Source organism: Mesorhizobium sp. P170090 (assembly GCF_057786115.1).
This window is the reverse complement of the sequence record NZ_JBYNWH010000001.1, coordinates 3,050,626-3,075,680: the sequence shown is the minus strand read 5'-3', so window position 1 is coordinate 3,075,680 and position 25,055 is coordinate 3,050,626. Positions and strand designations below refer to the sequence as shown.

30 protein-coding genes and 1 pseudogene are annotated in these 25,055 nt (G+C 63.5%); 5 read left to right on the top strand and 26 right to left on the bottom strand.

The genetic code is table 11. The features are described from left to right. Positions 1 to 5: 5 nt before the first annotated feature. Entirely contained in the window at positions 6 to 167 is a 162-nt protein-coding gene (locus AC3EML_RS14595; protein ID WP_023689085.1) for a hypothetical protein, read from the bottom strand. A 300-nt stretch (positions 168 to 467) separates the two neighbouring features. Here AC3EML_RS14595 and ndk point away from each other — a divergent pair, with 300 nt between their 5' ends. Next, positions 468 to 890 (top strand): nucleoside-diphosphate kinase, encoded by a 423-nt coding sequence (gene ndk, locus AC3EML_RS14590; protein WP_023673443.1) that lies wholly within the window; start codon positions 468 to 470, stop codon positions 888 to 890. 67 nt (positions 891 to 957) lie between these two features. On the opposite strand, the gene AC3EML_RS14585 is transcribed toward ndk, so the two are convergent. Next, positions 958 to 1,413, bottom strand: coding sequence for a MarR family winged helix-turn-helix transcriptional regulator (locus AC3EML_RS14585; RefSeq protein ID WP_023727329.1), 456 nt, complete (start codon positions 1,411 to 1,413; stop codon positions 958 to 960). Positions 1,414 to 1,477: 64 nt separating this feature from the next. Here AC3EML_RS14585 and AC3EML_RS14580 point away from each other — a divergent pair, with 64 nt between their 5' ends. Beyond that, positions 1,478 to 1,954, top strand: coding sequence for a cupin domain-containing protein (locus AC3EML_RS14580; RefSeq protein ID WP_023701902.1), 477 nt, complete (start codon positions 1,478 to 1,480; stop codon positions 1,952 to 1,954). 3 nt (positions 1,955 to 1,957) lie between these two features. On the opposite strand, the gene AC3EML_RS14575 is transcribed toward AC3EML_RS14580, so the two are convergent. The 6 genes from AC3EML_RS14575 to AC3EML_RS14550 form a co-directional block, all read right to left on the bottom strand. Then, positions 1,958 to 2,725: a YbaY family lipoprotein gene (locus AC3EML_RS14575; RefSeq protein WP_023814922.1), complete on the bottom strand. Its 768-nt coding sequence runs from the start codon at positions 2,723 to 2,725 to the stop codon at positions 1,958 to 1,960. 70 nt (positions 2,726 to 2,795) lie between these two features. Further along, positions 2,796 to 3,269: a molybdenum cofactor biosynthesis protein MoaE gene (locus AC3EML_RS14570; RefSeq protein WP_023733882.1), complete on the bottom strand. Its 474-nt coding sequence runs from the start codon at positions 3,267 to 3,269 to the stop codon at positions 2,796 to 2,798. A 4-nt stretch (positions 3,270 to 3,273) separates the two neighbouring features. Then, complete coding sequence (gene moaD / locus AC3EML_RS14565; protein ID WP_023689089.1) at positions 3,274 to 3,531, bottom strand: molybdopterin converting factor subunit 1; 258 nt, start codon at positions 3,529 to 3,531, stop codon at positions 3,274 to 3,276. A gap of 1 nt (position 3,532) precedes the next feature. Then, on the bottom strand, positions 3,533 to 4,129 hold the full coding sequence (gene pgsA / locus AC3EML_RS14560) for a CDP-diacylglycerol--glycerol-3-phosphate 3-phosphatidyltransferase (RefSeq protein ID WP_023673449.1): 597 nt from the start codon (positions 4,127 to 4,129) through the stop codon (positions 3,533 to 3,535). 170 nt (positions 4,130 to 4,299) lie between these two features. Beyond that, a complete protein-coding gene (uvrC, locus tag AC3EML_RS14555) occupies positions 4,300 to 6,375 on the bottom strand; it encodes an excinuclease ABC subunit UvrC (protein ID WP_352521066.1) in 2,076 nt (691 codons plus the stop codon). Further along, entirely contained in the window at positions 6,372 to 7,136 is a 765-nt protein-coding gene (locus AC3EML_RS14550; RefSeq protein ID WP_023684725.1) for an SDR family oxidoreductase, read from the bottom strand. Before AC3EML_RS14550 ends, uvrC begins: the two co-directional genes overlap by 4 nt. Before the next feature lie 412 nt (positions 7,137 to 7,548). On the opposite strand from AC3EML_RS14550, the gene AC3EML_RS14545 reads away from it, so the two are divergent. Beyond that, positions 7,549 to 8,199: an outer membrane protein gene (locus AC3EML_RS14545; RefSeq protein WP_023743811.1), complete on the top strand. Its 651-nt coding sequence runs from the start codon at positions 7,549 to 7,551 to the stop codon at positions 8,197 to 8,199. A 63-nt stretch (positions 8,200 to 8,262) separates the two neighbouring features. On the opposite strand, the gene AC3EML_RS14540 is transcribed toward AC3EML_RS14545, so the two are convergent. The 3 genes from AC3EML_RS14540 to AC3EML_RS14530 form a co-directional block, all read right to left on the bottom strand. After that, a complete protein-coding gene (locus tag AC3EML_RS14540) occupies positions 8,263 to 8,859 on the bottom strand; it encodes a glutathione S-transferase family protein (RefSeq protein WP_023689091.1) in 597 nt (198 codons plus the stop codon). Positions 8,860 to 9,199: 340 nt separating this feature from the next. Beyond that, on the bottom strand, positions 9,200 to 9,589 hold the full coding sequence (locus tag AC3EML_RS14535) for a hypothetical protein (protein ID WP_023673454.1): 390 nt from the start codon (positions 9,587 to 9,589) through the stop codon (positions 9,200 to 9,202). Between the two features lie 580 nt (positions 9,590 to 10,169). Further along, entirely contained in the window at positions 10,170 to 10,697 is a 528-nt protein-coding gene (locus tag AC3EML_RS14530; RefSeq protein WP_352521067.1) for a DinB family protein, read from the bottom strand. 62 nt (positions 10,698 to 10,759) lie between these two features. Here AC3EML_RS14530 and AC3EML_RS14525 point away from each other — a divergent pair, with 62 nt between their 5' ends. After that, complete coding sequence (locus AC3EML_RS14525; RefSeq protein WP_488505242.1) at positions 10,760 to 11,383, top strand: TetR/AcrR family transcriptional regulator; 624 nt, start codon at positions 10,760 to 10,762, stop codon at positions 11,381 to 11,383. A gap of 96 nt (positions 11,384 to 11,479) precedes the next feature. On the opposite strand, the gene AC3EML_RS14520 is transcribed toward AC3EML_RS14525, so the two are convergent. The 5 genes and pseudogenes from AC3EML_RS14520 to AC3EML_RS14500 all read right to left on the bottom strand — a co-directional run bounded on the left by AC3EML_RS14520 (position 11,480) and on the right by AC3EML_RS14500 (position 14,752). Beyond that, on the bottom strand, positions 11,480 to 11,926 hold the full coding sequence (locus tag AC3EML_RS14520) for a hypothetical protein (RefSeq protein ID WP_352521068.1): 447 nt from the start codon (positions 11,924 to 11,926) through the stop codon (positions 11,480 to 11,482). A gap of 202 nt (positions 11,927 to 12,128) precedes the next feature. Next, a complete protein-coding gene (locus tag AC3EML_RS14515; protein ID WP_023684718.1) occupies positions 12,129 to 12,551 on the bottom strand; it encodes a VOC family protein in 423 nt (140 codons plus the stop codon). Positions 12,552 to 12,854: 303 nt separating this feature from the next. Beyond that, positions 12,855 to 13,037: pseudogene (locus AC3EML_RS14510) on the bottom strand (MarR family winged helix-turn-helix transcriptional regulator); the annotation flags it as partial. 244 nt (positions 13,038 to 13,281) lie between these two features. Beyond that, positions 13,282 to 14,130 (bottom strand): 23S rRNA (adenine(2030)-N(6))-methyltransferase RlmJ, encoded by an 849-nt coding sequence (locus tag AC3EML_RS14505; RefSeq protein WP_352521069.1) that lies wholly within the window; start codon positions 14,128 to 14,130, stop codon positions 13,282 to 13,284. Positions 14,131 to 14,137: 7 nt separating this feature from the next. Then, positions 14,138 to 14,752, bottom strand: a complete 615-nt coding sequence (locus AC3EML_RS14500; RefSeq protein ID WP_352521070.1) for a hypothetical protein — start codon at positions 14,750 to 14,752, stop codon at positions 14,138 to 14,140. Positions 14,753 to 14,934: 182 nt separating this feature from the next. Between AC3EML_RS14500 and AC3EML_RS14495 the strand changes: the two genes are divergently transcribed. Beyond that, complete coding sequence (locus AC3EML_RS14495; protein ID WP_352521071.1) at positions 14,935 to 16,092, top strand: ATP-grasp domain-containing protein; 1,158 nt, start codon at positions 14,935 to 14,937, stop codon at positions 16,090 to 16,092. A 58-nt stretch (positions 16,093 to 16,150) separates the two neighbouring features. On the opposite strand, the gene AC3EML_RS14490 is transcribed toward AC3EML_RS14495, so the two are convergent. The 10 genes from AC3EML_RS14490 to AC3EML_RS14445 all read right to left on the bottom strand — a co-directional run bounded on the left by AC3EML_RS14490 (position 16,151) and on the right by AC3EML_RS14445 (position 25,021). Continuing rightward, on the bottom strand, positions 16,151 to 16,444 hold the full coding sequence (locus AC3EML_RS14490; protein ID WP_023672747.1) for an addiction module antidote protein: 294 nt from the start codon (positions 16,442 to 16,444) through the stop codon (positions 16,151 to 16,153). A gap of 1 nt (position 16,445) precedes the next feature. Further along, positions 16,446 to 16,733, bottom strand: a complete 288-nt coding sequence (locus tag AC3EML_RS14485) for a type II toxin-antitoxin system RelE/ParE family toxin (protein WP_023672746.1) — start codon at positions 16,731 to 16,733, stop codon at positions 16,446 to 16,448. A gap of 52 nt (positions 16,734 to 16,785) precedes the next feature. Further along, a complete protein-coding gene (locus AC3EML_RS14480) occupies positions 16,786 to 17,790 on the bottom strand; it encodes a Rieske 2Fe-2S domain-containing protein (protein WP_352521072.1) in 1,005 nt (334 codons plus the stop codon). Beyond that, a complete protein-coding gene (locus tag AC3EML_RS14475; RefSeq protein ID WP_023689099.1) occupies positions 17,787 to 18,920 on the bottom strand; it encodes a GNAT family N-acetyltransferase in 1,134 nt (377 codons plus the stop codon). Before AC3EML_RS14475 ends, AC3EML_RS14480 begins: the two co-directional genes overlap by 4 nt. Beyond that, positions 18,917 to 20,173 (bottom strand): F390 synthetase-related protein, encoded by a 1,257-nt coding sequence (locus AC3EML_RS14470; RefSeq protein WP_352521073.1) that lies wholly within the window; start codon positions 20,171 to 20,173, stop codon positions 18,917 to 18,919. Before AC3EML_RS14470 ends, AC3EML_RS14475 begins: the two co-directional genes overlap by 4 nt. Continuing rightward, the gene (locus AC3EML_RS14465; RefSeq protein WP_352521074.1) at positions 20,170 to 20,994 is read right to left on the bottom strand and encodes an MBL fold metallo-hydrolase; all 825 of its coding nucleotides are present in this window, start codon (positions 20,992 to 20,994) and stop codon (positions 20,170 to 20,172) included. The genes AC3EML_RS14470 and AC3EML_RS14465 overlap by 4 nt, the downstream gene beginning before the upstream one ends. Further along, positions 20,991 to 21,995, bottom strand: a complete 1,005-nt coding sequence (locus AC3EML_RS14460) for an NAD-dependent epimerase/dehydratase family protein (protein ID WP_352521076.1) — start codon at positions 21,993 to 21,995, stop codon at positions 20,991 to 20,993. Before AC3EML_RS14460 ends, AC3EML_RS14465 begins: the two co-directional genes overlap by 4 nt. Next, positions 21,992 to 22,930 (bottom strand): 3-oxoacyl-ACP synthase III family protein, encoded by a 939-nt coding sequence (locus AC3EML_RS14455; protein ID WP_352521077.1) that lies wholly within the window; start codon positions 22,928 to 22,930, stop codon positions 21,992 to 21,994. Before AC3EML_RS14455 ends, AC3EML_RS14460 begins: the two co-directional genes overlap by 4 nt. Positions 22,931 to 23,072: 142 nt before the next feature. After that, positions 23,073 to 23,522, bottom strand: a complete 450-nt coding sequence (locus AC3EML_RS14450; protein WP_352521078.1) for a DNA polymerase III subunit chi — start codon at positions 23,520 to 23,522, stop codon at positions 23,073 to 23,075. Between the two features lie 8 nt (positions 23,523 to 23,530). Next, positions 23,531 to 25,021 (bottom strand): leucyl aminopeptidase, encoded by a 1,491-nt coding sequence (locus AC3EML_RS14445; protein WP_023752528.1) that lies wholly within the window; start codon positions 25,019 to 25,021, stop codon positions 23,531 to 23,533. Positions 25,022 to 25,055: the final 34 nt, after the last annotated feature.

Sequence of the window (25,055 nt, the reverse complement as noted above, 5' to 3'; positions counted from 1 at the left end):
GCCCATCACTTCGTCTCTTCCTTGGCGATGAGCTTGACGCAGATCGGGTCGCCCTTCGGCATCGGAGTGCACTGCCATTCAGGCCCGAAACCGAAATTCGTATCTGTGCGGCGACCCAGAAGGAGCAGCAGAACAAGGCCCACGGCAGCAAAAATGCCGATAATCAATAGGCTCCCTTTTATGTCGCCCGGCCTGAGGTGGTGGTAGGCCAGCGCGTCCCGTCAAACATGGTCCGATGTCTTTCCGTTCCGCTGATTTCCGTTCGAAACCGTGCGTGCCTGCGCAATCGCCATTTTCCCGCAAAGCCTTGCCTTTGACCAGAGCGTTGCGAACAGCCATGCGGGCGGTCGCGGCCGAATAACGCTGCCGGGGCGCGTCCCCTTGGCAATGGGCCGGGCGGCTTGTATAGAGCCCGCCACTCCACATTCCGATCTCAAGACTTTCCATCTCAAGACAAGGACGACCCCATGGCGCTCGAACGCACCTTTTCCATGATCAAGCCGGACGCGACCCGGCGCAATCTTACCGGCGCCATCACCAGGATGCTGGAAGAGGCCGGCCTGCGCGTCGTCGCCTCACGTCGCGTGTGGATGAGCCGCCGCGAGGCCGAAGGCTTTTACGCCGTCCACAAGGATCGTCCGTTCTTCGGCGAACTGGTGGAATTCATGTCGTCGGCGCCGACCATCGTGCAAGTTCTGGAAGGCGAAAACGCCATTGCCAGGAACCGCGAAGTTATGGGCGCGACCAACCCCGCCAACGCCGCCGAAGGCACCATCCGCAAGGTCCACGCGCTGTCGATCGGCGAGAATTCCGTGCACGGCTCCGACGCGCCGGAAACCGCCGCGCAGGAGATCAAGTACTGGTTCTCCGACACCGAGATCGTCGGCTGAGCCGATAGACAGGTTTGACTATGAAAGCCGGGGCAAAACCCCGGCTTTTTGTTTTTGGCCCGCTCCCTTAGCGGATCAGCGGCGTGTCCCAGAGGTCGCCGAGCAGCGTTTTCAGCTCGGTGAAGCGCTTCTGCCCAAGCTCCTGCGCCCATTCCCGCTCGACGTCGAGCAGGATGTCGGCCATCTTCTGGTATGCGGCGCGCCCGCGGTCGGTGAAGTGGACGACGGTCCCGCCGCTCTCATCGGGCGCCGCCGAGCGAGTGATATAACCCATCGCTTCCAGCGTCTTCAGCAGTTGATTCATGGCCTGCTTGCTCATCGCGGCGCGCTCGGCGAGCGCGCTCGGCCGAAGGCCATCCGGGCCGGGATATTGGATCACCGCCATATGCGGCGGGCTGAGGTCCTCGAAACCCGACGCCCTGAGATCCCTGATCAGCTTGCGGTGAATGGCCATGGCCGGAACGCGCAGCAGTGCACCGATCAGCGGTGGCTTCTTTGGCGGTTCTTCCGCGGATAATGGCATTGACACTCTGGTAAATTGAGTTTACTCATTTCGGTAAATTCAATTTACCACGTGGGAGGATGAAATGCTAGACAGAGCTAGCCAGATCAGCGTCAATCCGGCCGACGAGACAATCAGCCATGGCGGCCTTGCCGTGCGCTTCCTGCTTACCGGCGACCAGTCGAACGGCAGCATCGCCGCCTTCGAACTGACGGTCGCCGGCTCGCAGCGCCTGCCCGCCCCGGCGCACAGCCACGATCACTATGAAGAGACGATGTACGGGATCGAAGGCGTGCTGACGCTGACCGTCGACGGACACCGGCACGATATCGGGCCTAGGCAGGCGCTGTGCATTCCGCGCGGCGCGGTCCATCGCTTCGACAACGACACCGCCGCGACCGCCAAGGTGCTGTGCGTGGTGACACCGGCGGCGATCGGCCCGGAATATTTTCGCGAGGCCTTCGCCATCTTCAGCACTGGCGGCCCGCCAGACCGCACCAGGCTGATGGACCTGATGCGCCGGTTCGGCCTGACGCCGGCGCCCCCGCCGCCGCAGTCTTGATTCTTAGCTCGCTGCGTTGAAGCGCAAGATGTCGTGGCCGTCCTTGTCGGCGATGATCAGCTTGCCGCCATCGACACGGTACGACGCCGCCTTGGCGAGCGCCTCGAACAGCGCCTTTTCCTCGGCCATGATCTCCGGCGCGCAGGCCTTGTAGGTCGAGCCGATGTCGCTGATGACGATGGTCTCGCCATCGACCTTGGCGGTGGCGAAATAGGCGTTGCACGGGCCGCTGCCGCCCGCCTTGCCGGCTTCGCTGACCCGGAACGTCGCCTGCGGCTCCGAAATCACGCCGATACCGTCGATATATTCGACTAGCCAGCTCTGGCCGAACAGCGAGGCCGAGGTCGGCTTGTCGCTCGGCGCCACCATTTTCAGCACAATGGCCTGCGGCGCCTCGCTGAGCGGATCGACCTGATAGCGCGAGTCCGTGACGAACAGCAGCTTGTCGTCGGCGGTGATGCGCGCCTGCAGCGCATAGGTCATGTTGGGCCGGATCACCGTTGGATCGAAGCTGATCTCGAACTTGATCGGCACCTGGCCGGCCGGCGCTACCTTGCGCTCGCCGACAATGGCGGCCGGCGCATCGGCCAGCGATACATCGGCAAGTTGAACCGACAGCACGGCGTTGGGCGGCAGCGCGATGCGCTCGCGATACATCACCTCGCCCTTCAGGGTTTTCTCGGCGGCGACGGAAGGCTCGGGAACGGCCAGAACGCCGATAACCAGCGGCACAAAACCGAAGACGAAGAATTCGGCGATCCTGTCCAGCATGCCCTTGCTCCCTTTTTGGCCGATGCGATTTGGCCAAGGGAATGCGGTCAATACATGGCTGCGCCGAGATTTATTCGGGCCGCGCCTTCCAGCGCGCCGCAGCCTGGTCGTCGGCGTCCTTGGCCTCGACCCAGCCGCCATCGGTGCCGTCCACGCGGTGCTCCTTCTTCCAGAAGGGTGCACGCGATTTCAGGAAATCCATCAGGAAATTGGCCGCTTCGAACGCCGCCTGCCGGTGCGAGGACGCTGCCACCACCAGCACGATGTTTTCGCCCGGTGCGATCTTGCCGTGGCGATGGATGACGGTCAGCCCTTGCAGCGGCCAGCGCTGAAGCGCCTCGCGGGCGATGCGGGTGATTTCGGCCTCGGCCATGCCGGGATAGTGCTCGAGTTCCAGGGCCGACAGCTGGCCCTGCTCGTCGCGGCAAAGTCCTGAGAAGGACACTACAGCGCCGATGTCGGCGCGACCCTCGGTCAGTTTCGCGATCTCGGCGGCAACGTCGAAATCGTCGCGCTGGATGCGCACCGTCGGCGCGCCGGACATGGTGTCAGCCCCCGGTCATCGGCGGAAACAGCGCGATCTCGCGCGCGCCGGCTATCTTCTCGCGATGCTCGACATGTTCCTGGTTGATGGCGACGCGGATCACATCAGGATATTGCAGCGCGTGCTCATATTCCTCGCCACGCGATTTCAGCCAGCGCAGGAGGTCGGCCACCGTCTCGATACCGGCGGGCAGTTCGACATCCTCTTCCGGCTTGCCGATCCGTTCGCGCACCCAGGCGAAATAAATGAGCCTGGTCGACATCTCACTCGTCCATGATGTGCTTGAGGCCGGCGCGGAAATAGTCGTAGCCGGTGTAGAGCGTGACGAGGGCTGCGATCCACAGCAGCACCAGTCCGGTCTGCGTGGTCAGCGGGAAGATCTTGTCGCCGGCAGGCCCGGCCAGCAGGAAGGCGATGGCGACCATCTGGATGGCGGTCTTCCATTTGGCGAGCTGCGTCACCGGCACCGAGACTTTCAATGCCGCCAAATATTCGCGCAGCCCCGAAACCAGGATTTCGCGGCACAGGATGATGATTGCCGCCCACAACGACCAGCCTGCGATGCCGGCATGGCGGTCGGTATCGGCGGCGAGCAGCAGCAGGCAGGTGGCGACCAGCAGTTTATCGGCGATCGGGTCCAGCATCTTGCCGATGTTGGACGTCTGCTGCCAGGCGCGCGCCAGATAGCCGTCGAGATAGTCGGTGATCGAAGCCAGCAGGAAGATGATCAACGCCGACCAGCGGGCGAAGTCGCTCGATTTCAGATGCCCCTCGAGAAAAAAGCACAGCACCACCAGCGGCACCGCGACGATGCGGGCATAGGTAAGCATGTTGGGCAGGTTGAACGCGCGCTTGGCCATATCTCAGGGACTCTTTCTGCCTGCGTACTCAAATCAGAACCGGATGTAGGGGGTCAACAGGCGAGATTCGATTGGCCAGACGAAAATAGCGCGCGATTGCCGGGATTCGAGTGGCCTGCGAGAAAAGAACGGCTGCTGCCATTTGATCGGGACAGCGGCGTCACCGGCGCTCAGCTCTCATGGAAATGATTGTAGACGAGCTTGGCGACCTGCTCTGAAATACCGTCGACCTTGACCAGATCCTCGACTGCCGCGCGGCTGACCGCCTTGGCAGTGCCGAAGGCCAGCAGCAGCGCGCGCTTGCGACCGGGACCGATGCCGGCGATCTCGTCGAGCGGGCTCTTGACCAATTCCTTCTTGCGCCGCGCGCGGTGCGAACCGATGGCGAAGCGATGCACCTCGTCGCGCAGCCGCTGGACGAAATAGAGCACGGGATCGCGGACGGGCAGCGAAAACGAGTCCCTGCCTCTGACGAAGAAACGCTCGCGGCCGGCATCGCGGTCCTGGCCCTTGGCGATGCCGATGGCCGCCACGCGATCCTCGATGCCGAGGTCGGCGAGGATCTTGCGCACCGCGCTCATCTGGCCCTGGCCGCCATCGATCAGGATGACGTCGGGCCAGGCCGGGAAGCTGCCGGAGATGTCTTCCTCGATGTCGTCGCCTGCTCCACCGGCTGCCGCGTCGTCGGGAACGACATCGCCATGTTCCTTCAGCAGCCGCGAAAAGCGCCGTTCCATCACCTCGCGCATCATGCCGAAATCGTCACCGGGCGTGATCTCGGTCGAGCGGATGTTGAATTTGCGGTACTGGTTCTTCACAAACCCTTCCGGCCCGGCGACGACCATGGCGCCAACGGCGTTGGTGCCCATAATGTGCGAATTGTCGTAGACCTCGATGCGCACCGGCGGCTTCGGCAGGCCGAAGGTCTCGGCAAAGCCGGCGAGCAGCCGGCCTTGCGTGGAGGTTTCGGCCAGGCGGCGGCCGAGCGCCTCGCGGGCATTCTGCAGCGCGTTGTCGGTCAAATCCTTCTTCTCGCCGCGCTGCGGCACCGAGATCGACACTTTACGGCCGGCGCGGGTGGACAGCGCTTCGGCCAACAGTTCCTGATCCTGGACGCCTCGCGACAGAAGGATGTTCCGTGGCGTCGGCTTGTCGTCATAGAACTGCGCCAGGAACGAGCCCAGCACTTCCGCCCCCTCCAGTGCCGGATCGGCCTTGGGGAAATAGGCGCGGTTGCCCCAGTTCTGGCCGGTGCGGAAGAAAAACACCTGGATACAGACCTGGCCGCCCTCCTGATGGATGGCAAAGACATCGGCCTCGTCGACCGTGGCCGGGTTGATGCCCTGATGGCTCTGCACATGGGACAGTGCAGCCAACCGGTCGCGATAAATGGCGGCGCGCTCGAAATCGAGCTCCTGCGAGGCCTGCTGCATGGCGGCAGAGATTTCGGTCTTCACCTTCTGGCTGCGGCCCGACAGAAAATCCTTCGCCTCGCTGACCAGCTCGGCATAGTCGCGATGCGAGATTTCGCCGGTGCAGGGACCGGCACAGCGCTTGATCTGGTAGAGCAGGCACGGCCGGGTGCGGTTTTCGTAGAAGGAGTTGGTGCAGCTCCTGAGCAGGAAGGCGCGCTGCAGCGAATTGATGGTGCGCCCGACCGCGCCGGCCGACGCAAAAGGTCCGAAATAGTCCCCCTTGCGCGAGCGCGCACCGCGATGCTTGTAGATGCCGGGCGAGACGTGATCGCCGGTCAACAGGATGTAAGGGAACGACTTGTCGTCCCGCATCAGCACATTGAAACGCGGCCGCAAGCGCTTGATGAGATTGGCCTCGAGCAGCAGCGCTTCGATTTCGGTGCGGGTGACGACGAACTCCATCGTCGATGTCTCGCGCACCATGCGGCCGATGCGGGCGGTGTGGAACCGGCCTTGCGCGTAGTTGGTCACCCGCTTCTTCAGGCTGCGCGCCTTGCCGACATAAAGCACGTCGCCGGCAGCGTTCATCATGCGGTAAACGCCGGGCGCATTGGGCAGCCGCTTGACCAATGTCTGGATGACCTCCGCGCCGACCATGCCGTCGGCGTCGCCGGCATGCGGCGCCCAGTCTATCGCTGTGAAGGCGACATCGGGCCCGGTGGCCTCGGGCTCGACGATCTCCTCGACCGCTTCATCCTCAAGCTCGATGTCGGGCGGCATATCGTCGGCGGCGCCGGCGCGCGTCTTGTGTTTCTGGTCTGCGGGACTCATTCCACCATGCCTGTCACATCCGGCGTCTGCCATGCAAGATGCTGGCCGCCGTCGAGCGCGATCATCTGGCCGGTCACCGAGCGCGCCTCCCAGAGATAGCGGATGGTGGCGCCGAATTCGGCCAATTGCGGGCCGCGCTTCAGAATCAGGCCATCGACCTGCTTTTGGAAATCATCATCGTCCTGGCGGGCATTCTTCAGCGCCGGACCGGGACCGATGGCGTTGACGCGGATGCGCGGACCGAGCGCCTGTGCCAGCATTTCGGTCTGCGTCCACAAGGCCGACTTCGACAGCGCATAGGAGAAATAGCGCGGCGTCGGTCGCCAGACGCGCTGGTCGATGATGTTAACGATCAGCCCCTCCTGCCCTTGCGGCAAGGCGCGGGCGAAGTTTTGCGCCAACAGCGCCGGCGTCTTCACATGGATGGCGAAGTGAAGGTCCCATGCCGCCCAGTCGAAGTCCTCGACGCTATCGTCGACGAACAGCGACGCATTGTTGACAAGAAGCGTGACCGGGCCGAGCGCTGCCGCGGCGCGGCCGACGAGATCGCCAACCGCATCCATGTCGGTCAGATCGGCGGCTACCACGCCGGCGCGGCCGCCTCCGTCCCTGATGCTCGCAGCCAGCGCGTCGGCCTCGGCGGTCGAGCGGTTGGCGTGGATGGCGACGGCAAAACCGTGCGCGGCCAGATCCTCGACGATCGCCTTGCCGATCCGCTTCGCCCCGCCCGTCACCAGCGCCGTTCCGGCGGCTTCGATCATCTGTCAATCCTCAATCTGCGCCTCAATTCCGCCAGCCGGCACATTGTGACGCGCCCAGGGGTTAAATACCGTTTCCACCTGGGGCAGGAATGTGGCGAAACGGCTTTTTCACCGCCTGGACCGCCCCGGATTCGGGTCGGCAGGACCGCAATATAGGACGCTGAACCCGTTGCACCAAGCCGAGTGCAGTGCAGCATCGCCTGCGTACTGACATTTCGCTGTTGCGAAGATGCAACGTCAAGCTTCGGCCTCATTCGTGCCGGGGAATGACCCATTTTCAGGTTCGCTGCCGCCGCATTTTGACACGACATTCGGAACCGTTGAGTGCCAGATCCGTTTCACCCCCCGGACGGGTTGATGGCGCTCAGGACAAACAAGCCTACGTGTCTTGTGGCTTAAGGAGTAAACAACAATGCAAACCAATCTCAAATTCGCGCCGCTCGCGGTTGCGCTGGGGCTCTTCGCCCTGAGCGGTACCGCTTTTGCTGCCGACGTCGTCTCGGAAGAGCCCCCGGCACCGGCACCGATCGCCGAGCTCCCCGTCGCTTCCTGGGCCGGCCCGTATGCCGGTCTCAGCGCCGGCTACGGCTTCAGCGGTCATGCCAAAGTCCACGACGGCGGCCCCGATATCAAGACCAAGGGCTTTGTCGGCGGCGTTTTCGGCGGCTACCAGTGGCAGCAGGAAAACTTCGTGTACGGTGCTGAAGCCGATCTCGGCTACAACGGCGTCAAGGGTGACAGCGGCGGCGTCAATTCCAAGGGCGGCTTCGAAGGCTCGCTGCGCGCCCGTCTGGGTTACGCCGTGACCCCGGAAATCCTGCTCTACGGCACCGGCGGCGGCGCCCTGAAGAACCAGAAGGTCTCGACCCCCTTGGGCAGCGACGACAACACCATGCTCGGCTGGACCGCAGGCGTCGGCACCGACATCAAGCTCACCGACAATGTGTTCGGCCGTGTCGAGTACCGATACACCGACTTCGGTTCCAAGAGCTTCGACAGTGTCGGCACCAAGGTCAAAGAGAGCGACAACCGCGTCACCTTCGGCGTCGGTATGAAGTTCTAACTGTCGTTCAAGCCACGACACAAGAAAGCCGGGCCTCGCGCCCGGCTTTTTTTGTTTCGCCCGTCAGGCCGGCACAGCCACCTTCAGCCCCGGAAACTTCTCATCGAAACGCGCTGCCCAGCGGGTCAGGCGGCCCCGGCCCTTTTCCCATTTGCCGGCGAAGCGCAGAGAGAGGTAGCCGAGGCAGGCACGCAACGCCAACTGGCCAAGCGTGATCTTCTTCGGCAGCTTCGGCGGATTGGCGTTGAGGAAATCGAGTGCGGCGGTGATCTTGGTCCACTGGCGATCGAGCCAGGGTTGATAGACCATCTCCTCCGGACGCGTGCGCCGCTCATAGACCATCGACAGCGCGCAGTCGCATATGCCGTCGGCCAGCGCCTCCAGCACTTCGGCCTCGAGGCGCTTGTCGGCATTGCGCGGCAACAACAGGCTCTTCGAAGCGCGGTTGAGATGCTGGGTGATGGCGCGGCTGTCGTGGATCGAGCGGCCGTCGTCGAGCACCAGCACCGGAATCTTGCCGAGAGGATTGGCTGACATCAGTTCAGCAGGCTTGTCCTCGGTCTTGACCGGCACCAGCTCGACGGCAATGCCGGCATGGAGTGCTGCCATGCGCACCTTGGAACTGTAGGGGGATGAGGACGCGTAGAGCAGCTTCGGCATGATCGGTTTCCTGTTTTCGGACGGCCAGTGCATGTCGCTCAAAAATGCGGTTCCGGTCTTGAGAACGACGCGCGTAAAACAAAGGTCTAGAGCGCGTCGCCTGAACCCCATCGGATGCGACCGCCTTAGTGTTGGCCGATCTTACCTGAGGGGCAACTGCCAGAAGGGCAAAACCAGGCGGCCAATCCGCCGACAATGAAGTCGCCAATGCATGTCGCATAGAATTGGCGTCGATTGCGAGAGAACGACGTGGATCAAAACGAGACCTAAATCACAACAAAAAAGCTCCCGGGAATTTGCCAGTCGGCAAAGTTCCCGGGAGCTTTGAGATGGACCGCTGTTACTTCTTCTTGGCGGCTGGCTTTTTGGCCGGTGCAGCCTTCTTCACAGCTGCCGTCGACTTGGCGGCGGCGGCCTTCATCGGAGCCTTGGCGGCGGGTTTTGCCGCTGCCTTGGCTGCCGGCTTCTTGGCGGCGGGCTTGGCTGCTGCCTTCGCAGCAGGCTTCGCCACAGCCTTGGCGGCCGGCTTCTTGGCGGCGGGTTTCGCTGCTGCCTTGGCGGCGGGTTTTGCTACTGCCTTAGCTGCCGGCTTTGCCGCTGCCTTGGCAGCCGGCTTTGCCGCTGCCTTCGGTGCTGCCTTCTTTACTGCTGCAGGTTTCGCGGCAGCTTTCGGTGCCGCTTTCTTTGCCGGCGCTTTCGCCGCCGGCGCCTTCGTCGTGGTCTTTGCCATGCGATGCCCCTTGCGTTTGTGCCGATGGCCGTGAGTGACCCGGCGAGCTAATGCATATCTGACTCGTGCGTATCTAGCCAGCGAAGCATTACATAGAATTTCGCAAATTAAGTTTCGGTTACGCTGAGAGCATTATCGCAATGATCGGCACAGAAATCGCCAAAGAATCTTCCCGCTTCGCAGCGAACTGTTGCGAGAGAAATCTCTGATATCGAGACTCACACGATCTTCTCGTCAAGCTCACATTCTCTTGCAACGCCGTCGATCTCACGCGGTCATCGGCGACCTATCGGATGGCAACAATCATCGCACCGCAGAGGCTGATCTTGCTTCATCCCAGCGGTCGCAGGAACAGCACTAAAGTGAACGCGAGCTTTTTACTCGTATATTGCGAGTGGGTGGACGGAAGCCAGGAAAGACAGCACTTGAAGGGACAGCCTGTTGTGTCGGACGTCTCCCCGACGAGAAGGGAGATCGCCGCTTCGGCGCAAGAGATGCCAAACGGAAATGGGAAACGAAAGATCGGGGAATCCTCCTCCCGGGAAGCCGCGATCCCTTGGAAGCCAAGGGGTGCAGGCCCCTAAGCGCCAACCCGCTCGCGCACCTGCAGCCGGCGCAAGGCTCGGCGTGGTGGAGGTGGACGGCAAACGCATCCCACGGCGGCGCAATGCCGGATCTGCATCAGGATCCGCCCGATCTCGCCGCGGTGATAGCCGCCATGCGTGACGACATGGGTCAGCATTTCCTGGCGTGACATCATCGCCCTGTCGCCGTCGGTGAAGGTGAAAGGCACAGGCTCTGACATGAGCTTTGGCGAGACGGCTTCGATATAGTCGAGATACCAACGATCCATCGCAGCGACATCAGCGCTCAATTCATCGAGTGCTGTCGTGTCCACGGTGTTGTCGGACGCATAGCCATGACGCGTGCCGGAAAGATGCGCGGCGAATATCTTCGATACGACGAGGTTGTGGTTGATGAGACGGGTCGCCGTGTGGCGCTGATCGACATGCTCCTGCTGGTCGAGGCCCGCAAGCTTCTGCAGCAATTCACCATTCGCCCAGGCTTGATAAACGAAGAGGCTGCGGAGCAAATCCAGCGCGTCCATGGTCTGTATCCTTTGCAAAAAATGTGAGTATATTATCTATATTCTTGGCTGCTGGAGCAGACATGTCTACTCGCATTGCAAAGCCGCGCTCACGCATGCGCAAGCAGCCGCGCCAGGCGCGTTCGAGAGCGACGGTCGAGGCGATCATCGAAGCCGGTGCTCATGTTCTAAGCGCGCTCGGCTGGGCCGGCTTCACCACCAACAAGGTGGCCGATGCGGCCGGCGTCAGCATCGGCTCGCTCTATCAATATTTTCCCGACAAGCTGTCGCTGGTCGAAGCAATTCGCCGGCGACATTTCGATCAGGTGCTGTCGGTGATCGCCGAATCAACAGAAGGCGACAAGCCGCTCAAACGATTCGCGCAGGAGCTGGTGCGCGGCATGATCGATGCGCACAGCATCCATCCGACGCTGCATCAGGTGCTGCTCGACGAGGCGCCGGGCGATCGCGGCTCACGCGCCGCCCATGCCTCGTTCCAGTCGCGCTATCTTGATCACTACACGGCGGCGGTGGCGCAATATCGCAGGCGCAGAAAGGACAATGAGACCGTGGCCCGGGTGCTGTCCTCAGCGGTCGAGGGCGTCATCCACAATGCCGCGCGGCGAGACATGCTCGACGCGCCGGAGCTGCAGAAGCAGTTGGTCGAGCTGATCTGCGCTTACGTGTCTGGTGGGAAGGCGGTGTGAGGCAGCGGCAGCAGTTCGGAGATTGGCGAAACCGGAGCGACATCAGATCTCCCCCTTGCGGGAAATGGCAGGTTCAACGGCGGTTCTTATCCGACCTTAGCGCAGGACGCGGCAGCGGCCGTTGTAGACCATCCAGCGGTCGAAGCCCGAGACGCAGAATTCGACATTGTCGCCGATCGAGGCAAAACCCTGGCCTTCCTCGATCAAGTACCAGATGGTGCGGGCGCGGCCATCGGAAAGGCTGACGGTGGCGCCGCAATAGCGGCGGCCGATCGGCCATTCTTCGCTGGCCGGGAGATAGCGATGCTGGTGGATGCGCTGGAAATCTGTGATCGAAACATCCGGCAGATGCGGCACGTGATGCACCTGGTAGGAGAAGCGGTTGGAGATCTTGCTTAGCACCCAGGCCTCGCCGCAAACGCCGCTGTCCTCGTCGGAATAGACGGAAAGGTCGGCGGCCTGTGCTGGCTGGCCGAGGGGTGCGGCCAGCGGCGTGCAAAGCGAAATCAGGGCAGCAAGAGCGGATTTGGCAAAGCGAGTCATGGCAGCCTCTCAAAGGTCGACTGCGCCCACTTTGCGGATTCGGCGGCGCGCGGTCAAGCGGTCGCGCTGCCGATGGTTTCCCGCTCCGCAACCGGTTTTTCCGGTGCGAAGCTGCGAAACCACGTCCTGACCTTTGAAAAAGCTCGCCTTGCCCATTAGGAAAAGCGGCCTGCCCATGGCCGGCGGGCCGCCGAAACCCGGTTCAGCCTTGCTTGGCGTCGCCCTGCGGTATGGCGGCCGGGTCCATCCACATCGCTTCCCAGACGTGGCCGTCAGGATCGGCCAGGCTACGATTGTACATGAAGCCATAATCCTGCTGGGCGTTGATGTCGGCGGCGCCGCCATTTTTCGCCGCCGCCTCGTTCATCGCATCGACCGCCGCGCGGCTGTCGCAGGACACGGCAAGCATGACCTCGCTCGAGGTGGCCGGCGGGATGGGGCGATCGGTGAACTGACGCCATTTGGCGTGGGTGAGCAGCATGACGTTGATCGTTTCGCTCAGCACCATGCAGGCTGCGGTGTCGTCGGTGAAGTGCGGGTTGTTGTCGAAGCCGAGGGCTTTGTAGAATGCCATCGACGCAGCGAGATCGGCGACGGGCAGGTTGACGAAGATCATGCGGGGCATAGGGTCTCCTTGACAGTACACACTTGAAACCGGACCGGCGTTTCGCCGGACCATCCTCCGATGCCTTCTCTCAACGCACCGGTTTTGCTTTGCCGCGCACCCTCTCGGTCTGCGCCTTCTGCATCGCTTCGACCTCTTGATAAGCCGAGCAAAAACTGCATCTCGGCCGCCGAGCAATGCGGCGCCCGCCTCGAGGATCGGATGGTAGCAGCGCCGGACGAGTTCCTCGGTCTTCTTGCCCGCCGCGACCATGACCTTGCGCCTGTCATCGGGATCCGGCTGACGGCTGACGAAGCCGCGCTTTTCCAGCCGGTCGATCAACGTCGTAACCGCCGCCGGCGTGAGATTTGTCTCCCTCGCTACGACGTTTGCCGGCCGCGGGCCGTGACTGATCGCGCCGAGACAGCGGCGCTCGGCCGCGCTCAGCACATAGATTTCGGCAACTGTCCCATCGAACGTTTCGACGGCATCCTGCCAGCGCGACATCGCGAAGCCTATCGCGTTGACCAGTTCCTTTTTTGTCGATCTTGGCTTTCGATTCGAAATCTAATAATTAGACATCTATCTATCTGATTCTGGGAATTAGCGTCAACGCCAAGCCGATTAGATGTGCATCTCCATGGTTTCGGTTCGTTGAACACAGCTGAGCATTCGCGGATGGCGCCACCGTCAAATCTTCTAGCGACGACTTTGTGTCTTTGCCGCGGGCGTCGCCCGCTGCCAAGCGTCGCTACTCCCCGGCCAGCCATTCCAGCGACCAGTGCGCCGGCTTTTCGACCGCCAGCAATCTGTGCAGGACCGGCAGCACGATGCGCAGTTCGCGCTCCAGCGTGAAGGGCGGGTTGACCACCACCATGCCGCTGCCGTCGAGGCTTGGTTCACGCGATGCCGGCCGGATCTCGAACTCGATGTCGAGCAGTTTTGGAACGCCGGATTGCTTGAGCGCCTTGCGGAAGGCGATGATCGCTTTGCGGTCCTTGATTGGATACCACAGCGCGTAGATGCCACCCGGCCAGCGCCTGTGCGCTTTCTGCATGCCATCGACCAGGCGGTCGAATTCGCCGGCTTCCTCGAACGGCGGATCGATCAGCACCAGGCCGCGCTTTTCCTTCGGCGGCAGATGCGCGCCAAGCGCCAGCCAGCCGTCGAGTTCGATCACCCTTGTCTGGAAATCGCCGGCAAACAGCGTCTTCAGCCTGGCAGCATCTGCCTCGTGCAGTTCGATCGCCGACAACCGGTCCTGCTTTCGCATGAGGTGCCTGGCGATCAGTGGCGAGCCCGGATATTTCTTCACCCCGCCATCGGGATTGAGCGAACGCACCGCTTCAAGATAGGGGGCAAGCAGCGCAGCCGCCGATTTTTCGATCGGGGCGTCGATCAAGCGGCCGATGCCGCCTTGCCATTCGCCGGTCTTTTGCGCTTCCGCCGATGACAGATCGTAGCGGCCAATGCCGGCATGAGTGTCGACGACACGGAAGGCCTTGTCCTTCTGCTTCAGATAGTCGAGCAGAAGGCTGAGCACGACATGCTTGACGACGTCGGCGAAATTGCCGGCGTGATAGGCGTGACGGTAGTTCATGCCGCGCTCATGTCGAGGAGCCTCTGCCCCAACGCGGCGGTGGCGGCTTCGAGTTCGGGTTCTCCGGCCGGCGACCGCCGAAAGCCAGAGTAAGCAGGAAGCCGATCAGGCCGACTGCCATCAGCCCATAGCCGACCGGCCGTGCGCGTTGATCGATCTCACCGGCGCCGGAGCGCAGTATCAGATCCACCGCGCGTATCGGGATATCGTCGGCGTCGCCCGGGCCGGCGGTGAAGAGATAGGCGCCGGGACTGACGGTTTCGATCACGCCGGCCTCGTCGCGAAAGATCTTGTCGGGCAGTTGTGGGCTGACCTGGCGCGGATTGTCGGCGTGGTTGAATTGCAGCGTCGAGGCAAGCACCGTGCGGCCGGCTGTGGCGGCAGTGAGCGTCAGCACAGTGCGCTGCTGCGAGACAATGCGCTCGGCCTTTGCCGCCAGGTCGACCAGCACTCTGACCGGCGCGTCGCCAGCTTTCAGCGTCACCGTCACAGGCCTAAACCGTCCCTGGTCGTAGACGCGCCAGGTGCCGATCTCGTGGCCGGAGAAATTGCTCATGGCCCAGGGATAGACGAAGCCAATGGCGGCGCCGGCAAGCAGTATCAGGACAAACAGAAAGCGCATTGAGGAGATCCGGGTGTTCGACAGATTGCCAATAACGCCCCGAAGGCCAAAAAGCGATGGCTGACGCAGCGGAGCCACCTTTGTGGAGTGCGTTGTCGGCACGCAAGCCATGTGGCACTTATGGCGAATGAAGCCTTCCGCAGAAGCATCGACTCGTCTTTTCCAACCGATGCCGGTGGCTCATGCCCAATAGCACCGTGCTGATCACCGGCGCCCGCGCGCCGGTGGCGCTGCACCTGGCGCGGCTGCTGCATGGCGCCGGTCGCCGGGTGATCCTGGCCGACAGCCCGGCCCGGCCGATCGCCGCAGCGAGCACGGCCTGCGCCGCCTACCATCGCCTGCCGCCGCCGCGCTTTGCCGCCGACGCCTATGCCAAGGCGGTGGAAGCGCTTGTCCGCGCGGAAGGCATCGAACTCGTTATCCCGACCTGCGAGGAAGTCTTTTATCTCGGTCGTCTCTGGCAGCACCGCGCCATGCCGGCCCGCCTCTTCGCACCCGAGATGGCGATGCTCGCCCGCGTTCACGACAAGCATGCCTTCATCCGGCTGGCGCAGAGCCTTGGGCTCGACGTGCCGGAAACGATACTGCTGCAAAGCGAGGCCGATCTCGACGGCGTTCGTGGCCAATCGCGCGAATTGGTGTTCAAACCTGTGTGGTCACGTTTTGCCCGTGACGTACTGCTGCGGCCATCGCCGGACGAACTCGACGCGGTCCGCCCCTCGCCCGCCGCTCCTTGGGTGGCGCAGCGCTACATCGCCGGTGAAGAGATCAGCGCCTATGCGGTGGCGATCGAGGGTGAACTCAAAGCGCTGGCGCTCTACCGTTCGCTCTATCGCGCCGGCAAGGGCGCCGGCATCTGTTTCGAGCCGGTCGAGGATATCGCGGCGCGGCGCTTCGTCGAAACCTTCGTCGCCGGCGCCGGCTGGACCGGCCAGATATCCTTCGACCTGATGCGCGAGAACAACGGCAGGGTGCTGCCACTGGAGTGCAATCCGCGCGCCGTGAGCGGCCTGCACTTCTTTCGCGATCCGCGGCGCTTCGCCGACGCGGTCCTGGAGGATGGCGCCGAGGTGAAGCCCGACGTGACGGCGCCGCAGACGGTGAGGCTGGCGATGTGGATCTACGGGATGCCGGCGGCACTGCGCTCCGGTGGTCTCGGCAGCTTTCGCCAGGCGATGCACGATGCCGATGAGCTGCTCGACTGGCCGGGCGACCCCGCGCCGAAGCGGGCGCAGTGGCGCACGCTGGCCGAGATCGCCGGGACGGCGATCAGCCAGCGCATCAGCCTTCAGGCCGCGTCGACGCGCGATATCGAGTGGAACGGGCCGGAGCAGGATTAGTCGAGTTGAAGCGGAACTTCCCGTTTTCAGCTGAGTGCGTAAGTCCTGCTAAGGTTGCCTAAACGGGATTAACTGGCTTTGCGGACAATTGCAGGCCAAGCGCCTTGGTTACGCCCAGCAATGTACTGAGGCGCGGATCGCCCTTTTCGCTCAGCGCCTTGTAGAGTGCCTCTCGGGTCACGCCGGCGTCCTTCGCTATGCTTGTCATGCCGCGGGCGCGCGCGACAATGCCGAGGGCGTGCGCAATATAAGTCGCGTCCCCGGTCTCGAACGCATCAGCGAGCAGTTCGGCTTGAGACTCAGCATCATCAAGATATTCGGCGGCGTCGAATGGTGTGGTTCTGAGGGTCATATCAAACTTCCTTTGCCATTTTCCTGGCTTTTCCGATGTCCCTGTCCTGCGAGCCTTTGTCACCGCCGCAGAGCAGGATAATGACCGTGTTGCCGCGCCGGACGAAGTACACGCGGTATCCCGGACCGTAATCTACGCGCAATTCTCCTATGCCATCGAAGAACTTGGCATCTCCCAACAGCCCAGCCTGAACGCGGACAATCCGTTGGGTGATCTTCTTTACGGCGCGAATGTCCGTGAGCCCTCTGAGCCATTTTCGGAATTCGTCAGTGGATCGAACTTCGATCATCCGTGAACTATAATTTACAGCAGAACTGGAATCAAGTGCCGTGAACTTTAGATTACAACTCGATTTGGTGCACCCGCGGCTCTGCCGCCGCCGGTGGCATCTTGCCGTCGATGATCGCCGCTATGTCGCGGCGCAGGAAATCCAGCGGGCCGATCGCCGGCTGAACCTGCGGCGATATACGGGCGTTGTCGCTGGCCGATTTCAGCACATGGCGATCCTGCTGCAGGGCAAAGGCAAAGAGCGGCCGGAAAGCAAGCGCCTTGAGTTCGCCGAACAGGCCCTGTCGCGGGCCGATCAGCCAGCCGACGCCTTCGACGGTCCGTTCGTCCGCCTGACGCAAATGGAAAGTGGTCGCCAGCGCCAGGCCGCCCTTGCCCCAATATTCGAGTTCGACGATGCCGGGATGGCGGTAGCGGCCGATGGTCCTGGCGCGCTCGCCTTCCAGCAGCCGGCTGACCAGCCCCTGTTGGCGGTCCTCGCCGGTGTAGCAGCTTTCGACCCAGCCCTTGCCGCCGGTCACCTCGACGCGCACGAGATGGCGCTTTGCGGTCAGGCCGCGCAGCACACCCTTGTGGGTGAAGTGGGTGTGAGTGGCGTCGAGAATGTTCTCGGCGGCGTCGAGCACCGTCGATCGCGCCGAGCTTCGCACCCGCTTCACGACGACATCCTTGCCTTGCATGCAATGGAGATAGGGCTCGCCCTCAGGCGTGCCTGCCGAGACGAAGACGACGCCGTCGCGCTCGATCGCGCTGTAGCGGCGGATACGGTAATGCGGGACGTCGCCGACATGGCCGGGAATGGCGGTGCAGCGCCCTTCCCCATTGTAGCGCCAGCCATGATAGGGACATTCGATCTCGCCACCGACGACCTTGCCGGTCGAGAGTTCGACCAGGCGGTGAGCGCAGCGGTCGAAGAGGGCGGCAATGCCTTTCGCCGAGCGGAACAGCACCAGTGGCGCGCCGTCGAACAGGATGCGCTTCGGCTTGGCTTTGATGTCGGCAGACCGCATCACCGCCTGCCAATAGTCTTTGTCTTTCTGCTGCCGGGTGTCGCTCAAAGTTCAAATCTCCTGAGCAGGGGAATGCCGATCTTCGCGAGCACAAATTCCATGATCCGCACCGCCATGCGTTGGCGGCGCGGCAGATGGGCAGCATAGACGGCGTTGTATTCCACCGTCGCCACGGCGCCGCGCAAGCGTTTGAAGGCGGCGGCACCGGCGCTCATGTTGAAGAACAGGCTGTGCGCCATCGCATGATCCTGCGCCAGCGCCATCATCATGCGGTAAAGGCCTTCGCTCACCGGGAGGCCGGTGTCGTAGCCGACGATGGGCTGCGTCAGTGTCCTGCCGTTCTGAGACAAAGCGGCGACGGCGACCAGTTCACCGCCGGGACGACGCAGGCCTGCCAGTTGCAGGATGCCGCGACGGTGCGTCTCGCCGATATAGCGGGCCGTGTAGTGCGGGTTGAGCGGCGTGTATTTGTCGAGATAGAGCATCCGGTAGAGCGCTTCGGCGCGCGCATAGTCGGCCTCGGTGAAGTCGCCATTGCCGACCTGCTCGAAAGGCGTCGTGGGCAGCCGCTTGCGGTCGCGCTTCATGTCGTTGGTCATGGCCGAACCGTCGCCTGCGAAGATGTAGATCTGCCGCGCCGCCAGCATTCGAAAACCCTCCGCCTTCAGCACTGCGATTGTCGAGGGATCGGCGATCTCGTTCAGGGAGCGGATGAGAACAGCGCGATCGGGAAAACGCGCGGTGAGATCGTCGCGCATCGCCGCGACCGCGTTGCGATCGAGCAGCGGCACCGGATTGGTCGAATAGAGCCAGTTGTTGACCTGAACCTGATGGTCAAGGCCGCTCATCCTGACCAGCGGCGCGCACAGGCCGATCAGCATCCGCATCGTTTTTTGCAGCAAGGGCGAGGAGACGAAATTGCGGGTCTCGTCGATGGCATAGTCGATATAGGCGCTGGACGGGCAGCAGATGTAGCAGTTCGGCGCTTCGCTTCTGTCGTTCAGCGTCAGCGGAAAGGAGCGGCCGGCGATCTCGAAGGTTTCGACAGCCACTGTCAGATTGCGCACGAGGTCGCGCACCGGCACCTCGTTGAAAAGCTGAACGAAGGCTTCGACCTCACGCGGGTTGTTTTCTACCCGGTTCGTCTGATCGAGTGGCAACATAGCGAGCCGGTTCATGATGCCGCTCCCAGGTGGCATTCGACCCGACGCAGTTTGCGGCCGGTCTCCAACGGCAGGTCCCTGCGAACAAGGCTGACCGAAGCTGTCGCCTGGCGCGCCGCCAGCAAATTGCGCACGGACTGATGGGCGGCGGTGGCGGCTTCGTCGGCAAGCCCGGGGGCCAGGCTGAGTTCGATTGCATCTTCAGCGGTCTGGACCAGGCGGAAATCGTCGATGCGCCGGTCGGCCTTGAGCACCGCATTGCGTAGTATGTCGGGCGTGACGAGGAGCTGCCCGTGCGGCGAGGCGAGCCGGAAAGCGTCGTCCATGCGGCCGACGATCTCGTCCAGCGTGCGCAGCGGCGAGCCGCAGCGGCATGGCTTTTCGGACAGCCGCAGCAAGTCGTTCATCCGGTAGCGCGCCATGATCTGGGTCCGGCGGCGAAAGGCGGTGATCAGCGGCATGACCAGGCCGTCGCCGGCCGGTTCGAACTCGAAGAACACCGAATCCTCGGCCAGATGCAGCCCGCCCTGGCGGCAGGTGACGGCGAACAGCCCTTCCGTCGCCATGTAGATCTGGTCGAGCTGACGACCAAAGAATGCCTCGATGACCGGCCGGTCAACCGGGTCGAGCGTTTCGGCGGCGCTGAAGACACGCTGCGGCTTGAGCCGAAAGCCCTCGGCCGCGAAGTGTCGCAGTATCTTCGGTGGCGCGATGATCACCGTCGGCGCGAAATCTTCGAGAGCGCCGCGCCAGCTCTCCGGACCGCGCGTCAGATCGAAGAAGCGCAGGTCGATAAGCCGCGATTTGCGCGCGCTATCGTAGAGCCCGGTGTTTTGCGGCAGGATCACCGCAACGCGCTGCCGGCGCCAGAGCAGATCGGGCACGGCCTTGGCCAGGATGGTGCCCAGCCAGCGGTATTTTTCCGCCTCGGAAATGACGAACAGGCCACGATTGCCCGACGTGCCGGTGCTGGAGCCGACAGTCAGCTCGCCAATGCGGCTATCGCCGGCCTGCGCCTTCCAGGCCTCGGCGGCCGAGACGCCATGAATGTTGAAGCGCTCGAAATTGCCCATCACCGTCGCCTTGTCGGTCACCGGCAGGTCGCCGAGAAGACGCGGCGCCTTGCCGTAGAACGGCGCGCGCGGCAGGTCGCGGTCGAGAAAGCGGCGCAAGGCTTGCGCCTGCCAGCGCTCGAGACTCTCGCGGCTTTTGCGCGAAACCCATTGCGTCAGCGCAAACGAGCGGATCGCTTCGGCCGGCCCGTTCACGCGCTCTCTCCGGCCACATCGTAGGCCGTCACCGCCGGATCATGACAAAGAACAACCTCGCCGCCGGTCGCCAGAAACCGACGCAACATTACGCTGGTCGGCTCGATCGCGGCGGCATCCTCGGCCAGCAGGGTTGCAGGCAGACCGGGAGTTCGGTTTTCCACCAATGCTCTGATCAGCCATTGCGCATCGACGGCGTAGAGCAGCGGCCGCTCCAGATTGGGGAACAAAAGGCCGAACTGGCCATCGGCATGGCCGGGCAGATCGACTGCGACGACGCTGCCGTCGCCGAACAGATCGGCGCCGTCCGGTACGCCGCCACGCGGCTCGACCTGCCGCTTCGACGACAGCCCGTCGAGTCGGGCCTCGAAGTCAGACGGGAACAGTTCCTTGAAGACGCCATGGCGCAGATTCTGCCGGGAAGTCTTGGCCTTCGCCCGCGCCCAGGCGGTGTCATTGGCGATAAGCCGAGCGTTGGGAAACAGCGACAGGCCCGACATGTGGTCGGCATGGAAATGCGTGACAATGACGGTGCGCACGTCCTGCGGCGAGAGGCCGAAGCGCGCCAGTACCGCGAGCGGCTGCTCGGCTTCGTTGAGCTGGGGCCGGAGGATCGCACTGTAAAGACGCAGCGCCGTGCTGCGCCCACTGCCTTGTGTCACATGCGGCGTGTAGCCGGTATCGATCAGTACGGGGCCGGCCTGTGGATGCATGATCAGGCCGTAGCGGACACGTAGCCTGACCTTCGCCCAGCTGCCGCCGCGCAGGATCAGGCGCTCGGCTGCGCTGACAGAGGCGCTGTTGGCGAAGACGATCTTCACGCAGCCTCCCTGCTTTCCGTCGCCTTGCCGAATGTGCGATCGAGCCCTTCCTCGAACGACACTTTCGGCGCCCAGCCGAGGATGCGGCCTGCCTTGGAAAGATCGAGGCTCTGCGCATAGGCGAACAGGCCAAGACCGTAGCGCGTCACCGGCGGTTCCGGGCGGCCGGGCAATATATTCGCTACCGTCTCCGCTATCCCGGCCGCCAGCATGGCGGGCCAGAGCGGCATTCTGCGCCAGCGCGGCTGCACGCCGGCGCGGGCGCAGGCCGCCTCGGCAATGCGGCGGACCGGCACCACTTCGCCGCCGGAGATGTTGAATATCTGTCCCTCGGCAGCGCTGCCGGCGGACAGCGCGGCAAGCACCGCATCGACGACATCCTCTATATAAGTGAGATCGATGCGCGCCTTGCCGTCGCGAAACAGCGGCAGCGGGCGCTGCCGTGCCACCTGCAGCAGACGCGGCAGCAGCGTGCGGTCGCCGGGACCGTAGAGGCCGCGCGGCCGCAGCACCACCGGGCTGATCTCAGGCGCCGCCAGCACGATCTCCTCGGCCTGCCGCTTGGTGCGGGCATAGTGGTTGACCGGAGGGGGCAAGGCCGCATTCTCGGAAACTCCGAGCTGGTCGCGATAGGCGAAACAGACCGTCGGGCTGGAGATATGGACGAAGCGGCGCACGCCTTGCCGGCGCGCGAAATCGCTGAGGTTGCGGGTAGCTGTGACATTTGCCGTCTGGAAATCCGCCAACCTGCCGAAGGGCGCGGAAAGTGCCGCGCAGTGGATGATCGCATCGACGCCGTCGAGAGCGCGCGCGGCAGCTGCATCGAATGGTTGAGACAAATCGAGCCGAACGACCCGATGACCAGCGGCTTCGAGCGCCGCGCAGCGTTTGGCGTCCCTGCCAAGACCCAGCGCCGGTGTGCCCAGTGCAGCCAGCCGCGCCATGACATGCGCGCCGAGGAAGCCGCTGGCGCCGGTGACGAGGACGCGTCCCACGGTCATGCTTCCAGCGCCATGCCGCCGAACGACACGCCGGCCGAGGTGCCGAGGAACAGCACTTTGGCGCCGGGCACAATGCGTTGTTCGCGGCGCGCGACGTCGAGCGCAAAGGGGATGGAAGCGGCGATCTGATTGCCGTAGCGCGCCGCGATGTCGACCAGCTTTTCCCTGGCGAAGCCGGTCTGGCGCGCCATGTGGGCGAGCGCCAAAGGGCTCGCCTGATGCGGCACGACGAGGTCGACATCGTCGTGCCGCCAGCCGGCGCGATCGAGCAACTCCGCTACAAAGCCGTTGAAATGGCGTGACGTGACGCGAAACAGTTCCTTACCCTCCATGTGGAACAGGCTGTGGCGGGCGAATTCCTCAGGCTCACGATGAAAGTCGAACCGGGTGCCACCGGAGCCGATGCTGCAGGCCTCATAGGCGGAAGGGTAGGTGCGCATCAGGTTGGCCGCGACCCGACCCTCGCTTGGGGCCTGTTGCAGCACGGCGGCCGCCGCGCCATCGCCGAAGAGGGCCGCAATTTCCGGCTGGTCCTGCCACGGCAGGGCGCGCGAGGCGATTTCAGACGAGAACACCAGCGCCGTCCGGCATTGCCCGGCCTCGATCAGGCGCGACGCGGTCTCGAAGGCTGTGAGGAAACCGAGGCAGGTGCTGTTGACGTCGAAGGCGGCCGCCGACCCATCGGCAAGGCCGAGGCGCTGCATGACCAGCGGAGCAGTCGACGGCAACGGCTGATAAGGCACGCCGCAACCGCCGATGACCAGATCGACACTGCCTGCCTCAAGTTCGGCATCGGCAAGCGCCAGACGGGCTGCGGCACAAGCAAGGTCGACCTGCGATTCGGCGTCGCAGACATAGCGTTCGATGACGCCGGTCGCGGCCTCGAAATGTCCGTCGCCAAACCCCAGCCGCGCGTCGAGGGCGCGCGAGGTCACGCATCGAGCCGGTACGGCTCGCCCGGTTCCGATGATCCTGATCCGCATTCTCAGCCCGCCGCTTGAGTTGCGCTTTTCGCAATTCCTAAGTCGGATCGTTCGGCGACAACAGCGTCGTTTTCAAGACGCGCCGCAAAAGCGCTTACGCCTTGCGCTCCCAGCGGCGGTCGGGCGTCTGCTGCCAGTAGGTGACCGCGTGGCCCGCTTCTTTCAACACCTTCCAATGCGTCCGCGCGCTTTCGACCTGGGCCGCGTCATGGCCGTCGAACAGGAACACGGCGCGTTCGTAGCCGGCGAGATCGGCGGGTGCGGCGCCATCGACGAGGAAGCGTATCTGCGCCTGGTTGGGGTTGGCGTCGCTCGTGGTGAGCAAGATTGGCTGTTCGGCCGGATGGGCTTCACGGTCGGTCGCGTGCGCGAGGAACGAATCGTCCCTGAATGTCCACAGATGCAGGTCGAGCGCATCGCGCCGCTCCTCGGTCCCGGTCTGCACCACGGCGCGCCAGCCGCGACCGACGCTGCGCTCGAGCAGGCCGGGAAGCGCATCCTCCAGCGTCGATTCGGTCAGGTGGTAGAACAGGACATCGGCCATGCCCTGCCTTATCCCTCGTAATTGTCGCGCACCAGCCGGTCGAGCAGCCTGACGCCAAAGCCCGAACCCCAGGATTGGTTGATCTCGCTCGGCGGAGAGCCCATCGCGGTGCCGGCGATGTCGAGATGCGCCCACGGCGTTTCCTTGACGAAGCGCTGCAGGAACTGCGCGGCGATGATGGCGCCACCATAGCGGCCGCCGATGTTCTTCATGTCGGCGTTCTTGGAATCGATCAGCTTGTCGTATTCGGGCCCAAGCGGCATGCGCCACAGCCGCTCCTGCGTCGCCTGGCCGGCCGCCGTCAACCTGTCCGACAGTTCGTCATTGTTGGAGAACAGGCCGGCATAATGCTGGCCGAGCGCGACCATGATGGCGCCGGTCAGCGTCGCCAGATTGACCATGAATTTCGGCTGGAAGCGGTCGTTGCAATACCACAGCGCGTCGGCCAGAACGAGGCGTCCTTCGGCGTCGGTGTTGAGCACCTCGATGGTCTGACCCGACATCGAGGTGACGATGTCGCCGGGGCGCTGGGCATGGCCGTCGACGGCATTTTCCACCAGCCCGACGATGCCGACGACATTGGCCTTGGCCTTGCGCGCGGCCAGCGCCTGGATGAGCCCGATGACGGCCGCGGCACCGCCCATGTCGCCCTTCATGTCTTCCATGCCGGAGGCCGGCTTCATAGAATTGCCGCCGGTGTCGAAGGTGACGCCCTTGCCGACGAAGGCGACCGGTGCGTCCTTGGCCTTGCCGCCCTTCCATTGCATGACAGCCATCCGGGCGCCGCGTGGCGAGCCTTGCGCGACACCGAGGAGCGAGCCCATGCCGAGCTTCTTCATTTCCTTCTCGGTGAGGATCTCGACCTCGACGCCGAGCGCTTCCAGTTCCTTGGCGCGGGCGGCGAATTCGATCGGGCCGAGCGTATTGGCCGGTTCGTTGACAAGGTCGCGCGCCAGAAGCACGCCGTCGATGACCGCAACCTCATCGGCGAAGGCCTTTTTCGCCGCGGCAGGATCGGCGGTGTGGATGGTCACCTTGACCGGTTTCTTCGGCTCGGCATCGTCCTTGTCTTTCCTGGTCTTGTATTTGTCGAAGGAGTAGCTGCGCAGAATGATGCCGGCGGCAAGGTTCGCCGCTTGCCTGCCGCCAATCTTTGCGCCCGGCACATCGAGGATGACGGCCACCTCCGCTGCCTTGCGCAGGGACGCGGCGATGGTGCCGCCAAGCTTCAGCCAGGCAAAGTCATCGAGGCCGGCGACCTTGCCGGCGCCGACCGCCACCAGTCGGTCGAGCGATGTTCCCTGCGGCGCCAGTACTTCGACGACACCGGCGAATTTGCCGGAAAACTCCGCCACCGGAAACGCCCGCGCCAGCGTTCCTGCCGGGTCGCAGGCCTTTGCCGGTTCGCCAAGACCACCATCGTCGGCCGCCAGCACGAAGATGCTGCCCTTTTTGGGTGCGGCAAATTTGGCGAAGGCGATCAATGGTCTCAAAGTCATCAGGTCCTGCTTTCGGGAAACGGCTCAGATTTTC

Bases quoted from the DNA above. Each gene is read 5' to 3' on its own strand.
- ndk (WP_023673443.1), top strand. From the start codon at position 468: ATGGCGCTCGAACGCACCTTTTCCATGATCAAGCCGGACGCGACCCGG.
- AC3EML_RS14585 (WP_023727329.1), bottom strand. From the start codon at position 1,413: ATGCCATTATCCGCGGAAGAACCGCCAAAGAAGCCACCGCTGATCGGT.
- AC3EML_RS14580 (WP_023701902.1), top strand. From the start codon at position 1,478: ATGCTAGACAGAGCTAGCCAGATCAGCGTCAATCCGGCCGACGAGACA.
- AC3EML_RS14575 (WP_023814922.1), bottom strand. From the start codon at position 2,725: ATGCTGGACAGGATCGCCGAATTCTTCGTCTTCGGTTTTGTGCCGCTG.
- AC3EML_RS14570 (WP_023733882.1), bottom strand. From the start codon at position 3,269: ATGTCCGGCGCGCCGACGGTGCGCATCCAGCGCGACGATTTCGACGTT.
- moaD (WP_023689089.1), bottom strand. From the start codon at position 3,531: ATGTCGACCAGGCTCATTTATTTCGCCTGGGTGCGCGAACGGATCGGC.
- pgsA (WP_023673449.1), bottom strand. From the start codon at position 4,129: ATGGCCAAGCGCGCGTTCAACCTGCCCAACATGCTTACCTATGCCCGC.
- uvrC (WP_352521066.1), bottom strand. From the start codon at position 6,375: ATGAGTCCCGCAGACCAGAAACACAAGACGCGCGCCGGCGCCGCCGAC.
- AC3EML_RS14550 (WP_023684725.1), bottom strand. From the start codon at position 7,136: ATGATCGAAGCCGCCGGAACGGCGCTGGTGACGGGCGGGGCGAAGCGG.
- AC3EML_RS14545 (WP_023743811.1), top strand. From the start codon at position 7,549: ATGCAAACCAATCTCAAATTCGCGCCGCTCGCGGTTGCGCTGGGGCTC.
- AC3EML_RS14540 (WP_023689091.1), bottom strand. From the start codon at position 8,859: ATGCCGAAGCTGCTCTACGCGTCCTCATCCCCCTACAGTTCCAAGGTG.
- AC3EML_RS14535 (WP_023673454.1), bottom strand. From the start codon at position 9,589: ATGGCAAAGACCACGACGAAGGCGCCGGCGGCGAAAGCGCCGGCAAAG.
- AC3EML_RS14530 (WP_352521067.1), bottom strand. From the start codon at position 10,697: ATGGACGCGCTGGATTTGCTCCGCAGCCTCTTCGTTTATCAAGCCTGG.
- AC3EML_RS14525 (WP_488505242.1), top strand. From the start codon at position 10,760: ATGTCTACTCGCATTGCAAAGCCGCGCTCACGCATGCGCAAGCAGCCG.
- AC3EML_RS14520 (WP_352521068.1), bottom strand. From the start codon at position 11,926: ATGACTCGCTTTGCCAAATCCGCTCTTGCTGCCCTGATTTCGCTTTGC.
- AC3EML_RS14515 (WP_023684718.1), bottom strand. From the start codon at position 12,551: ATGCCCCGCATGATCTTCGTCAACCTGCCCGTCGCCGATCTCGCTGCG.
- AC3EML_RS14505 (WP_352521069.1), bottom strand. From the start codon at position 14,130: ATGAACTACCGTCACGCCTATCACGCCGGCAATTTCGCCGACGTCGTC.
- AC3EML_RS14500 (WP_352521070.1), bottom strand. From the start codon at position 14,752: ATGCGCTTTCTGTTTGTCCTGATACTGCTTGCCGGCGCCGCCATTGGC.
- AC3EML_RS14495 (WP_352521071.1), top strand. From the start codon at position 14,935: ATGCCCAATAGCACCGTGCTGATCACCGGCGCCCGCGCGCCGGTGGCG.
- AC3EML_RS14490 (WP_023672747.1), bottom strand. From the start codon at position 16,444: ATGACCCTCAGAACCACACCATTCGACGCCGCCGAATATCTTGATGAT.
- AC3EML_RS14485 (WP_023672746.1), bottom strand. From the start codon at position 16,733: ATGATCGAAGTTCGATCCACTGACGAATTCCGAAAATGGCTCAGAGGG.
- AC3EML_RS14475 (WP_023689099.1), bottom strand. From the start codon at position 18,920: ATGAACCGGCTCGCTATGTTGCCACTCGATCAGACGAACCGGGTAGAA.
- AC3EML_RS14460 (WP_352521076.1), bottom strand. From the start codon at position 21,995: ATGACCGTGGGACGCGTCCTCGTCACCGGCGCCAGCGGCTTCCTCGGC.
- AC3EML_RS14450 (WP_352521078.1), bottom strand. From the start codon at position 23,522: ATGGCCGATGTCCTGTTCTACCACCTGACCGAATCGACGCTGGAGGAT.
- AC3EML_RS14445 (WP_023752528.1), bottom strand. From the start codon at position 25,021: ATGACTTTGAGACCATTGATCGCCTTCGCCAAATTTGCCGCACCCAAA.